The organism is Streptomyces sp. DG2A-72 (genome assembly GCF_030499575.1).
In the GTDB taxonomy this organism is placed as follows: Bacteria; Actinomycetota; Actinomycetes; order Streptomycetales; family Streptomycetaceae; genus Streptomyces.
Genome location: NZ_JASTLC010000001.1, coordinates 8,408,994 through 8,421,205, shown reverse-complemented (window position 1 = coordinate 8,421,205; position 12,212 = coordinate 8,408,994). Strand labels below are relative to the sequence as shown.

10 protein-coding genes are annotated in these 12,212 nt (G+C 70.9%); 3 read left to right on the top strand and 7 right to left on the bottom strand.

Features of this window, described 5'->3' with window-relative positions; translation table 11 throughout:
* Nucleotides 1-5: 5 nt before the first annotated feature.
* Nucleotides 6-1,019, bottom strand: coding sequence for a DUF2278 family protein (locus QQY66_RS39990; protein WP_301985281.1), 1,014 nt, complete (start codon nucleotides 1,017-1,019; stop codon nucleotides 6-8).
* Between the two features lie 133 nt (nucleotides 1,020-1,152).
* On the opposite strand from QQY66_RS39990, the gene QQY66_RS39985 reads away from it, so the two are divergent.
* The gene (locus QQY66_RS39985; RefSeq protein ID WP_301985280.1) at nucleotides 1,153-1,593 is read left to right on the top strand and encodes an SRPBCC family protein; all 441 of its coding nucleotides are present in this window, start codon (nucleotides 1,153-1,155) and stop codon (nucleotides 1,591-1,593) included.
* 12 nt (nucleotides 1,594-1,605) lie between these two features.
* Here the strand turns inward: QQY66_RS39985 and QQY66_RS39980 are convergent, their stop codons facing one another.
* The 6 genes from QQY66_RS39980 to QQY66_RS39955 all read right to left on the bottom strand — a co-directional run bounded on the left by QQY66_RS39980 (nucleotide 1,606) and on the right by QQY66_RS39955 (nucleotide 9,241).
* On the bottom strand, nucleotides 1,606-2,418 hold the full coding sequence (locus QQY66_RS39980) for an amidohydrolase family protein (RefSeq protein ID WP_301985279.1): 813 nt from the start codon (nucleotides 2,416-2,418) through the stop codon (nucleotides 1,606-1,608).
* A gap of 4 nt (nucleotides 2,419-2,422) precedes the next feature.
* Nucleotides 2,423-3,580 carry an XdhC family protein gene (locus tag QQY66_RS39975; RefSeq protein WP_301985278.1) on the bottom strand — a complete coding sequence of 386 codons (1,158 nt, stop codon included), beginning with the start codon at nucleotides 3,578-3,580 and terminating at the stop codon, nucleotides 2,423-2,425.
* A gap of 63 nt (nucleotides 3,581-3,643) precedes the next feature.
* Nucleotides 3,644-5,101: an NCS2 family permease gene (locus tag QQY66_RS39970; RefSeq protein ID WP_301985277.1), complete on the bottom strand. Its 1,458-nt coding sequence runs from the start codon at nucleotides 5,099-5,101 to the stop codon at nucleotides 3,644-3,646.
* Nucleotides 5,102-5,380: 279 nt separating this feature from the next.
* Nucleotides 5,381-7,777: a xanthine dehydrogenase family protein molybdopterin-binding subunit gene (locus QQY66_RS39965; protein ID WP_301985276.1), complete on the bottom strand. Its 2,397-nt coding sequence runs from the start codon at nucleotides 7,775-7,777 to the stop codon at nucleotides 5,381-5,383.
* Between the two features lie 4 nt (nucleotides 7,778-7,781).
* Nucleotides 7,782-8,351: a (2Fe-2S)-binding protein gene (locus QQY66_RS39960; RefSeq protein WP_301985275.1), complete on the bottom strand. Its 570-nt coding sequence runs from the start codon at nucleotides 8,349-8,351 to the stop codon at nucleotides 7,782-7,784.
* On the bottom strand, nucleotides 8,351-9,241 hold the full coding sequence (locus tag QQY66_RS39955) for a xanthine dehydrogenase family protein subunit M (RefSeq protein ID WP_301985274.1): 891 nt from the start codon (nucleotides 9,239-9,241) through the stop codon (nucleotides 8,351-8,353). The genes QQY66_RS39960 and QQY66_RS39955 overlap by 1 nt, the downstream gene beginning before the upstream one ends.
* A gap of 377 nt (nucleotides 9,242-9,618) precedes the next feature.
* Here QQY66_RS39955 and QQY66_RS39950 point away from each other — a divergent pair, with 377 nt between their 5' ends.
* Both QQY66_RS39950 and QQY66_RS39945 read left to right on the top strand, forming a co-directional pair.
* Nucleotides 9,619-11,292: a PucR family transcriptional regulator gene (locus QQY66_RS39950; protein WP_301985273.1), complete on the top strand. Its 1,674-nt coding sequence runs from the start codon at nucleotides 9,619-9,621 to the stop codon at nucleotides 11,290-11,292.
* A gap of 143 nt (nucleotides 11,293-11,435) precedes the next feature.
* Nucleotides 11,436-12,203, top strand: a complete 768-nt coding sequence (locus QQY66_RS39945) for a hypothetical protein (protein WP_301985272.1) — start codon at nucleotides 11,436-11,438, stop codon at nucleotides 12,201-12,203.
* Nucleotides 12,204-12,212: the final 9 nt, after the last annotated feature.

The window sequence follows — 12,212 nt, the reverse complement described above, 5'->3', positions numbered from 1 at the left end:
GGTCGTCAGAACACCACGGTCCAGCCCTCACGTCCCCCCTGCTGCCCGGTGTACGAAACGCCGTGCACCTTCAGACCGCCCGCGTCGAGGAGGTTGATCTCGCCGCCGTTGTTGCCGAGTCGGGCGCCGTCCGCCGAGAGGGGCACGGACAGGAAGGCACCGGGGGCCAGCGGCCCGGACGGTACCGGGGAGCCGTGTCCCAGGCGGTCGGTGATGCGCCAGCCGGTGAGGTCGACAGGGTCCGGCGAGGCGTTGATCAGCATCACCGTCTCGGCCTCGGGTGCCGGACCCTTCGGGTTGACCAGCGCGGCGACGACCCGCACCCGCTGACCGCCTGGCTCGGGACGCGTACCGTCGGCGCCTTCCAGGGCGTGGCCGGTGATGTCGTCCGTGTGCCAGGACTGGCTCTGGAAGGCGAGGAAGATCCCGACCCAGCGCGACTGCCCGGGGAAGTGGATCAGAATCCCGCCGTCCTGCCACACGCCGTCGTCGCCCCGGAAGCGGCGGCTGTTGCCCTGGTTCATGTGGATGTCGTGGACGCCGTTGCCGGGCCGGAAGCCGAACACCTTGTCCTGGGCGCCGTTCTCGGGCCCCCAGCGCTCACCGAAGACGTACAGCCGGGCCTCCGGGTCGTCGACCGCGCGCCGCACATAGTGGTCGAGGACGTCGGCGAGGTCGTTGTCGGGACCGTCGGCGTCCGGCGGCAGCGGGCGCATCCGCGCCGGGTCGAAGAGGTTGCCGCGGACGAAGTCGAGGTTCGGGCCGCCGGGCCCGGCCGGCAGGGTGTTCCAGCCGCTGGTGAGGCCTTCCAGCCGGTCCGTGACGGGGTGCCGGAAGTCCTCGTCGACGAGGTACAGCAGCTCGCTGGGCCGCTCCTGCGAGAGGACGTTCACGGCGGCGCGGTAGTGCGTGCCCGCGTCGTCCGTGACGTGTATCTGATAGTGCGGCGTGTCGTCGGCGCCCTCGCGCCGGGTGTCGACCGCACGTGTGATCAGTACGCCGTAGGCCTTCAGTGGCATGACGAACAACTCCCCCTGAGGGCGGGCGGATTGCCCGCCTATGGCGGCATGCTAGAGGCCCGCCGCCGTGCTTCACCGGTCCGTGCGGGAAGTTGGGACGGGAATTCACGACCAGCTTCCCTACGATCATTGCGTGGTCAACTTCCTCCTCGAACGCACGGTCCCCCTCCCCCTCCCCGAGGCCTGGCGCCGCCTCACCGAGTGGCCCCGCCACGGCGAGGTCGTACCGCTGACCCGCGTCACCGTCCTCACACCGCCCCCCACCGGGGAGGGCACGGTGTTCGTCGCCCGCACCGGCCTCGGCCCCCTCGCCTTCGACGACCGTATGGAGGTCACCGTGTGGCACCCACCGGGCGACGAAACCCCTGGCCTGTGCCGCCTGGAGAAGCGGGGCCGCGTGATCACCGGCTGGGCGGAGCTCGAACTGCGACCGGGGCCAGGTGGCCGGGCGCGCGTCGTCTGGCGCGAGGAACTGGGGGTGCGGCCGCTGCCCGGGGTCTTCGATCCGGTGGTGGATCGGGCGGCGCGGTATGTGTTCGGGCGGGCGGTGAATCGGTTGCTCAGGTGGCAGTGACGGGGTCGGCGCTCAGAGCCTGAAGACGCGTCGCGCGTTGCCGGACAGGAACAGTTCCGTGGTCTCGTCGTCCAAGCCCAGTTCTGGGAGGTGTTCCAGTGCCCGACTCGGCGTGATCATCGGGTAGTTGGAGCCGAACAGGACCTTGCCGCGCCCGCGTCCGCGCAGGTAGGCGACCAGTTCGGGCGGGTAGCGGTGGGCGGTGTAGGCGCTGGTGTCGATGTAGACGTTGGCGTGTTTGTCGGCGACCGCGATCATTTCCGTGGTCCAGGGGTAGCCGATGTGCCCGCACACGATGGTCAGTTCGGGGAAGTCCAGGGCGACCTGGTCGACGTACGGAATGGGACGGCCCGTCTCGGAGGGACGGAGTGGGCCGGTGTGGCCGACCTGGGTGCAGAAGGGGACGCCGAGGTCGACGCAGGCGGCGTAGAGGGGGTAGTACAGCCGGTCGCTGGGCGGGAGTTGCCAGAGCCAGGGGACGATCCGCAGGGCGACGAAGCCGAGTTCCGTCACGGCTCGGCGCAGTTCCCGTACCGCCGGGACCGGGCGGGTGAGGTCGGCTCCGGCCACGCCGCGCAGTCTGCCGTCCGACTGGGCGACGAACTCGGCCACCTCGTCGTTGCTGATCAGCGGTCCCTGAGGGCCGTACCAGGCCGCGGACAGGCCGGTCTCGACATCGGCGGCGGCCATCGCGGCCACCGTCGCCTTGACCGGCAGTGGTTCCTCCAGCCGCTCCATCCCCGTCCAGCGGCGCAGGGACTCGAACATCTCGTGGTGGGAGTGCCGGAGTGTCGGGTGCTGCATCCATGCGTCGATGACGGGCATGCGTTCAGGCTACCGACCCGATCCGCCCCGTCGGCTCCGACGCCGACGTCACGTCGTGGTGGATCGGCGTGTGGGCGCCGGTGAGGGAGACGCCGCTGCCGCCGCGTCGGCTGGCGACGATCTCGGAGGCGATCGACAGGGCCGTCTCCTCGGGGGTACGGGCGCCGAGGTCGAGGCCGATCGGGGAGCGAAGCCGCGCCAACTCCAGTTCGGTCACGCCGACTTCGCGGAGGCGTTCGTTGCGGTCGAGGTGGGTGCGGCGGGAGCCCATCGCGCCGACGTAGGCGACCGGGAGCCGGAGCGCGAGTTTCAACAGGGGTACGTCGAACTTGGCGTCGTGGGTCAGGACGCACAGGACCGTACGGCCGTCGACCTGCGTGCCCTCCAGGTACTGGTGCGGCCACTCGACGACGATCTCGTCGGCCTCGGGGAAGCGGGTCCTCGTGGCGAAGACGGGGCGGGCATCGCACACCGTCACGTGGTAGCCCAGGAACTTGCCGATGCGGACCAGCGCCGACGCGAAGTCGATCGCGCCGAAGACGATCATCCTGGGCGGCGGGACCGAGGACTCCACCAGGACCGTGAGCGGGGCCCCGCAGCGCGAACCCTGCTCGCCGATCTCCAGGGTGCCGGTACGGCCCGCGTCCAGGAAGGCGCGGGCCTCCTCGGCGACCGTGCGGTCCAGCTCGGGGTGGGCGCCGAAGCCGCCGTCGTACGGGCCCTCGGGGTGGATCAGCAGGGCCCGGCCCATCAGCTCCGGCGCGCCGGAGCTGATCCGGGCCACCGCCGCCGCCTCCCCGCGCGCGGCGGCGGTGAGCGCGGACGCGAGCACCGGGCGGACGGGGTCGCCCGCCCGGACCGGGGTGACGAGGACGTCGATGAGGCCGCCGCAGGTCAGGCCGACGGCGAAGGCGTCCTCGTCGCTGTAGCCGAAGCGTTCCAGGACCGACTCCCCGTCCTGGAGCGCCTGCCCGCACAGCTCGTACACCGCGCCCTCCACACAGCCGCCGGAGACCGAGCCGATCGCCGTGCCGTCGGCGTCCACCGCGAGGGCGGCGCCGGGCCGGCGGGGCGCGCTGCCGCCGACGGCCACCACGGTGGCCACGGCGAAGTCGCGTCCCTGCTCGACCCACCGGTGCAGTTCTTCGGCGATGTCCAGCATCTCTCGGTCTCCTTACAGCGGTTGTGCGGAGGGGCGTGCACCACGGGCGTACCGGCGGCGTGCCTAGTGCACGCCCATCCAGCTCTCTATGGGATTGAGGGCGAAGAAGACCAGGAAGATGCCTGTGAGGGCCCACATGAATGCCCCGATCTCCCGCGCCTTGCCCTGAGCGATCTTGATGGCGACGTACGAGATGACGCCGGCGGCGACACCGGCCGTGATCGAGTACGTGAACGGCATGATGACGACGGTCAGGAACACCGGGATCGCGGTGGCCCGGTCCGCCCAGTCCACATGCCGCGCGTTCATCATCATCATGGCGCCGATCACCACCAGGGCCGCCGCCGCCACCTCGCCCGGCACGATCGCCGTGAGCGGGGTGAAGAAGAGGCAGGCCGCGAAGAACAGGCCGGTGACGACCGAGGACAGGCCCGTACGGGCTCCCTCGCCGACGCCCGTCGCCGACTCCACGAACACGGTCTGGCCCGAGGCGCCGGACACACCGCCGATCGCGCCGCCCGCGCCGTCGATGAACAGCGCCTTGGACAGGCCCGGCATCCGGCCCTTGTCGTCGGCCAGCTTGGCCTCGGTGCCGACGCCGATGATCGTCGCCATCGCATCGAAGAACCCGGCGAGCACGAGCGTGAACACGATCATGCCGACCGTCATCGCGCCGACCTGCCCCCACCCGCCGAACTCGACATTGCCGAAGATCGAGAAGTCGGGCATGGAGACCGCGCTGCCGTGCAGTTCGGGTGCGCCGCTCGCCCACTGCTTCGGGTTGATGACGTCAAGTGCGTTGAGGACGACGGCGAGTACGGTGCCGCCGATGATGCCGATCAGGATCGCGCCGGGGACGCCGCGCGCCTGGAGCATGAAGATGGCGAGGAGGGTTACGGCGAAGAGCAGGACGGGCCAGCCCGCCAGTTCGCCGGCGGGGCCGAGGGTGACCGGGGTCCCCTCGCCCTGGTGCACGAAACCGGCCTTGACGAAGCCGATCAGGGCGACGAACAGGCCGATGCCCATGGTGATCGCGTGCTTCAGCGCCAGCGGGATCGCGTTCATGATCATCTCGCGGAGGCCGGTGACGACCAGCAGCATGATGATCACGCCGTACATCACGCACATGCCCATGGCCTGCGGCCACGTCATCTGCGGGGCGACCTGGGAGGCGAGGACGCCGGAGACGGAGAGGCCGGCGGCGAGGGCGAGCGGCACCTTGCCGAAGAAGCCCATCAGCAGCGTGGTGAAGGCCGCGGCGAACGCGGTCGCGGTGATGAGGGCCTTCTGGGCGAGCGTGTCCCCTGCCGCGTCCTTGCCGGACAGGATCAGGGGGTTGAGCAGGAGGATGTACGCCATCGCCATGAAGGTGGTGACGCCGCCGCGGACTTCGCGCGCGACGGTGGATCCTCGCTTGGATATGTGGAAGTACCGGTCGAGCCAGGACCTGCCGGCCGGGACGCGGGTGCCTTCGCCCGCGTCTTCGGCTGTGGTCCTCGGCTCAAGTGACTGCTGGGTCATGTGGGCCTACTCCCAAGGTTCATAGGGACACCCGTTTGGGGAACCGCCGGGGCGGCGGCTACGGGATTTGGGAAGGTGCTTCGGCCGCACGACCCGGGGGACGGCCCGAGATCGAACGATGCGTGTGCGTGGTACTGGACTTGAACCGGCGCCGGGTTGCCGTGGGTTTGGCTGTTGCCCGGCGTCGGGGTGCCGCTGCGCCCACCCGTGCCGCCTGGGGGTCCCCCCAGGCCCTTAAGGCACTGGGGGAGGCACGACTGCCCGCAGCGGCGGCGGACATCAGGCAGTTCCCGTCAGATGCTCGGGACGTACCGGCGTCCTGTTCAGCTCCAGGCCCGTCGCGCTGCGGATTGCCGCGAGGACGGCTGGAGTTGAGGACAGTGTTGGGGCTTCGCCGACGCCGCGGAGGCCGTATGGGGCGTGGTTGTCGGCGAGTTCGAGGACGTCGACCGGGATGGTCGGGGTGTCGAGGATGGTGGGGATCAGGTAGTCCGTGAAGGAGGGGTTCCTGACCTTGGCCGTCTTGGGGTCGACGATGATCTCTTCCATCACCGCGACGCCCAGGCCCTGTACCGTGCCGCCCTGGATCTGGCCGATGACGGACAGCGGGTTGAGGGCCTTGCCGACGTCCTGGGCGCAGGCCAGCTCGATGACCTTGACCAGGCCCAGCTCGGTGTCGACCTCGACGACGGCGCGGTGCGCGGCGAAGCTGTACTGGACGTGGCCGTTGCCCTGGCCGGTGCGCAGGTCGAAGGCCTCGGTGGGCCGGTGCCGCCACTCCTGCTCGACCTCGACGGTCTCGCCTTCGAGGACGTCCACCAGGTCGGCCAGTACCTCGCCGCCGTCGGTGACGACCTTGCCGCCCTCCAGGAGCAGCTCGGCAGTCGCCCAAGCCGGATGGTACGTACCGAACTTGCGGCGGCCGATCTCCAGCACTTTCTCCCGGACCAGCTCGCACGCGTTCTTCACCGCGCCGCCCGTGACATATGTCTGGCGCGAGGCCGACGTCGAACCCGCCGAGCCCACCTGCGTGTCCGCCGGACGGATGGTCACCTGAGCGACGCCCAGCTCGGTGCGGGCGATCTGCGCATGGACGGTGACGCCGCCCTGGCCGACCTCCGCCATCGCGGTGTGCACGGTGGCCACCGGCTCCCCACCGACGACCTCCATCCGCACGCGAGCGGTCGAGTAGTCGTCGAAGCCTTCGGAGAAGCCGACGTTCTTGATGCCGACGGCGTAGCCGACTCCGCGTACGACGCCTTCACCGTGCGTGGTGTTGGACAGACCGCCGGGCAGCTGCCGTACGTCCGCGCCCTCGCTGCTCTCCCACTGGCGCTCCGGCGGCATCGGCATCGCCTTGACGCGGCGCAGGAGTTCGGCGACCGGGGCCGGGGAGTCGACCGGCTGGCCGGTCGGCATGATCGTGCCCTGCTCCATGGCGTTGAGCCTGCGGAACTCCACCGGGTCCATGCCGAGCTTCGCGGCCAGCTTGTCCATCTGCGCCTCGTAGGCGAAGCACGCCTGGACCGCGCCGAAGCCGCGCATGGCGCCGCAGGGCGGGTTGTTGCTGTAGAGGGCGATCGCCTCGATGTCGACGTCGTCGACGACGTACGGGCCGACGCTCAGCGACGCGGCGTTGCCGACGACCGCCGGGGAGGCCGATGCGTAAGCGCCGCCGTCCAGGGCGATCCGGCACTTCAGGTGGGTGAGCCTGCCGTCCTTGGTGGCGCCGTGCTCGTAGTGGAGCTTCGCGGGGTGGCGGTGGACGTGTCCGAAGAAGGACTCGAAGCGGTTGTAGACGATCTTGACCGGCTTGCCCGTGCGCAGGGCGAGCAGACAGGCGTGGATCTGCATCGACAGGTCCTCACGGCCGCCGAACGCGCCGCCGACGCCGGACAGCGTCATACGGACCTTGCTCTCGGGCAGGCCGAGGACGGGGGCGATCTGCCGAAGGTCGCTGTGCAGCCACTGGGTGGCGATGTAGAGGTGGACGCCGCCGTCCTCGTCCGGGACCGCGAGGCCCGACTCGGGGCCGAGGAAGGCCTGGTCCTGCATGCCGAAGGTGTACTCGCCCTCGACGATGACATCGGCACGCTCACGAGCCGCGGAGACGTCCCCTCGTACGATCGGCTGGCGGTGCACGATGTTCGGGTGCGGGACATGGCCGATGTGGTGGTCGTCGCGGCCCTCGTGGACGAGGATCGCGTCCGGCGCGGTCGCGGAGGCCTCGTCCGTGATGACCGGCAGCTCCCGGTACTCCACCTTGATCTTGGCGGCGGCGCGGCGCGCGGTCTCCGGGTGGTCGGCGGCGACGATCGCGACCGGCTCACCGTGGTGGCGGACCTTGCCGTGGGCCAGGACGGGCGTGTCCTGGATCTCCAGGCCGTAGTTCTTCACGTCGGTCGGCAGGTCGTCGTACGTCATGACGGCGTACACGCCCGGCGTCGCGAAGGCCTCGCTCGTGTCGATGGACACGATCTCGGCGTGCGCGACGGTGGAGCGCAGGATCTGGCCCCAGAGCATGTCCTCGTGCCACATGTCGGACGAGTACGCGAACTCACCGGTGACCTTGAGGGTGCCGTCCGGGCGGAGGGTGGACTCGCCGATGCCGCCCTTGGTGTGGGAGCCCTGGGTGACCTTGGTGGGAGCGCCGATGGGAGCGCCGTTGGTGGGCATGGTGCTAGACCGCCTCTCCCTGCCGGGCAGCTGCCAGCCGGACCGCGTCCATGATCTTCTCGTAGCCGGTGCAGCGGCACAGGTTGCCCGACAGCGCCTCGCGGATGTCCGCGTCGGTCGGGTTCGGGTTGCTCTCCAGCATCTCGTCGGCGGCGACCAGCAGACCCGGCGTGCAGAAGCCGCACTGGACGGCGCCGGCGTCGATGAACGCCTGCTGGATCGGCGAGAGTTCGGTGCCCTCGCCGGTCTGCGAGTCGGTGCCCTTGGCCTGCCATCCCTTGGCCTCGTCGAGCGAGGTCCCACAAGTGTCGCCGCAGGAGCGCTGCCTGGCGTAGTCCGCCAGGCCCTCGACCGTGACGACCTCGCGGCCCTCCACCTGACCGGCGGCGACCAGGCACGAACACACCGGCACACCGTCGAGGCGGACCGTGCACGAACCGCACTCGCCCTGCTCGCAGGCGTTCTTCGATCCCGGCAGACCGAGCCGCTCACGCAGCACGTACAGCAGGGACTCGCCCTCCCAGACGTCGTCGGCTTCCTGGGGACGGCCGTTGACAGTGAAGTTCACGCGCATTACGCAGCTCCCTCGGTGATGCGGCGGGCGCCGCGGTACGACTCCCAGGTCCAGGTCAGCGTGCGGCGGGCCATGACGCCGACCGCGTGCCGGCGGTAGCTCGCGGTGCCCCGGACGTCGTCGATCGGGTTGCAGGCGCCTGAGCACAGCTCCGCGAACTGCTTGGCGACCGACGGGGTGATGATCTTGCCGTTGTCCCAGAAGCCGCCCTCTTCGAGCGCCGCGTTCAGGAACTCCTCCGCCGCCTTCGCGCGGACCGGGGTGGGGGCGGCCGAGCCGATGCCGGTGCGGACGGTGCGGGTCCGCGGGTGCAGCGCCAGGCCGAAGGCGCAGACCGCGATGACCATGGCGTTGCGGGTGCCGACCTTGGAGTACTGCTGCGGCCCATCGGCCTTCTTGATGTGTACGGCCCTGATCAGCTCGTCGGCGGCGAGCGCGTTGCGCTTCACGCCGGTGTAGAACTCGTCGATCGGGATGAGACGGGAGCCGCGCACCGACTCGACCTCGACCTCGGCGCCGGCCGCGAGGAGGGCGGGGTGGGCGTCGCCGGCCGGGGAGGCGGTGCCGAGGTTGCCGCCGACGCCGCCCCGGTTGCGGATCTGCGGGGAGGCGACCGTGTGCGAGGCGAGGGCCAGGCCCGGCAGCTCGGGACGCAGATGCTCCATGATCTTGGTGTACGGGACGGAGGCACCGAGCCGCACGGTGTCCTCGCCGGCCTCCCACTCGCAGAGGTCGCCGATGCGGTTCAGGTCGAGCAGGTACTCGGGCCGGCGGTGGTCGAAGTTGATCTCGACCATCACATCGGTGCCACCCGCAATCGGCACAGCGGTGGGGTGCTCGGCCTTCGCGGCGAGCGCCTCCTCCCAGCTGGCGGGGCGAAGGAAGTCCATGACCGGCTCTCTTCTTCGTCTCGTGGGTCGTACTGATCAAGCCAGATCGGGTGCGGTGAGACTGGCTCGTTCATGTTCTGTTAACGCGGATCGAAGTCAGTACACAGCGCGGTGCGTCTCATCGGTCAGTCACGGAAACCATGAAGGAGTTGGCTGGCCAGCGAGGTCATCTTGTAGATTCGTATGAATGGAGGTCACAGGTAACCTCCTCGTTTTTCCGTGGAAACGTCAGTCACAGCCCTTGTGACCTGGGACACCTCCGGAAGCAGGCGAGCACCGCGCACAGCAGCGCTCACCGGCCCGCCGATCTGGCCGCGGCCACCATGACCCATCAAGATTCATCGTAGATTTCGAGACAAAGAACGGCGGCGACGAGAATGCGGCTGCGCGCACTGCTGGACACCGACGCGCTGGGCCTCAGGCTGCTCGGCGGCGAGGACGAGCTGGACCGCACCGTCCGGGGCGTGATGACCACCGACCTCAGGGACCCCAGCCGCTACCTCTCGGGCGGGGAGCTGGTGCTCACGGGCCTGGCCTGGCGCCGGGACGCCGAGGACTCCGAGCCGTTCGTACGGATCCTGGTGGCGGCCGGCGTGGCCGCGCTCGCCGCCGGTGAGGCCGAGCTGGGGGACATCCCGGACGATCTGGTGGTCGCCTGCGCCAAGCACCGGCTGCCGCTGTTCGCGGTGCACGAGTCGGTGGCGTTCGCGACGATCACCGAGCATGTCGTACGGCAGGTCTCGGGCGAGCGCGCCGGGGACCTCGCGGCGGTGGTCGACCGGCACCGGCGGATGATGACCTCGGGCCCCGCGGGCGGCGGGCCCGACGTGGTCCTCGACCTCCTCGGCTCCGACCTCGACCTGAGCGCCTGGGTGCTGTCGCCGACCGGGCGGCTCATCGCTGGCCCGAAGGTGGGCGGGCCCGAGCTGCCCGCCGACATGTGTGCGCAGCTGGCAGCCGAGCAGTTGGCGGCTGCCCGCACCGGACGGCGGGGACCGCACCGGGTGACGGTGGGCGCCGCGCCGTACGCGCTGTTCCCGATCCGTAGCAGCGGGCGCTCCCCGCAGGGCGCCCGGGACGTGCGGGAGACGGTGCTGTCGGACTGGCTGCTGGCCGTCGCGGCGGACGCCGGGGACTGGCCCGAGGAACGGCTCGACCTGCTTCAGGGCGTCACCCAGCTGATCGCGGTCGAGCGGGACCGGCGGGACGCCGCCCGTACGGTGCGCAGACGGCTCGCACAGGAGGTGTTGGAGCTGGTGCAGACCGGTGCCGCGCCCGCCGAGATCGCCGCCCGGCTGCGGGTGGCCGCGCCGGTGCTGCTGCCCGGGCTCGGCGCCGCACCGCACTGGCAGGTGGTCGTGGCCCGGGTGGAGTGGGACGGCGGGGACATCGAGGGCGGGCCGGTCGCCCAGTCGCTGCTGGAGGAGATCCTCGTCGACCCGCTGTCGACGGGACCGGAGCCCTCCGACCGTATCGCCGTCGCCCACACCGGCGACGAGGCGATCGCCCTCGTCCCCCTCCCGGCGGTGTCGACCGAGCACGACGGCTCCGAGTCGGGGATCCACGCCGACGCGCTCCTGGAGTCCGTACGGGATCCCCTGGCGGCCGGGCTGGACGAGGACGGGCGTGTCACGCTCGGCGTCAGCGCGGCCGTGCACTCGGCGGAGGGGCTGCGCGGGGCGCTGGAGGAGGCCCGGCACGCACGGCGGGTGGCGGCGGCCCGGCCCGGCCGGGTGTGCGCGGCGGGCCACCAGGAGCTGGCCTCGCACGTCCTGCTGCTGCCCTTCGTCCCGGACGACGTACGGCGCGCCTTCACGGCCCGGCTCCTGGACCCCCTCCGGGACTACGACCGCCGGCACCGCGCCGAACTGATCCCCACCCTGGAGGCCTTCCTCGACTGCGACGGCTCCTGGACACGCTGCGCCACCCGCCTTCACCTGCACGTCAACACGCTGCGCTACCGCGTCGGGAGAATCGAGCAATTGACGAGCCGTGACCTGTCACGCCTGGAGGACAAGCTCGATTTCTTCCTGGCGTTGCGGATGAGTTGAGGTGACCAGAAGGCCGCGCGAGTTCAGCGCAAGTGAAAACTTTCACACTCCCTCTTGGCCAGGGCCGACGATTCGTGCTGAGATGCCGCCACCACTCATAGCTCGACGGCGCGCTCGGGGAGGGCAATGTGGCGCATACCGCCATGTCTGGTTCCGGAACGACCCCTGGTGACGATCCCCTCCAGACCGCGGTATGGCGGCTGCGCTCCCGCGCGTGCTGGGCGGACGCGGCGGCCCTGCTCCGGCCCGACACCCCGGCCTCCGCGTTGCAGCGGGCCGCGCTGCTGGTCGAACGGTGTCTGTACACCGAGCAGGGCTGGGAGGAGGCCGAGGACGGGCTGCGTACGGCCGAGGCGCTGGCCCACAGCGACGAGGAGCGGGGCGCGGCCGCTTGTGAACGCGGGCAACTTGCCTACGCGGCAACACTGCACACGGTCCGGGACCGGGCGGACGAGGCGCGGGCCGCGCTGGGCCGGGCGGCGGCGCTGATCCCGCCGGGGGCGCCCGGCCGGGCGCTGCTGGACTTCCGCCGGGGCCTGCTGGCCGAGAACCTGACCCTCTCCCCGCAGGCGGCGCGCGCCGCGTACCGCCGGGCCCACGCGGGCGCCACGGCCCACTCCGACCCGCTTCTCCTATCCTTCACCTGGCGCCATCTGGCCGGACTCGCCCTGCGGGACGGCGAGTTGGCGGAGGCGCGGCACGGCTTCACCGAATCCCTGCGCATCCGGGAGGAGTTGGGCTATCTCGTGGGTACGGCGCCGGCGCTGGTGTCCCTGGCCGACGCGGAGGTGGAGCCGGAGGCCTCACGCCTGCGGGAGGAGGCCCGTCGGCTGTTCCGGCTGCTGGGGGGCGTACCGACGTGGCTGGCACGGGAGTTGGCGCCCCCTGCGCCACCGGCGGTGACAGCCTGAGCGGGGCCA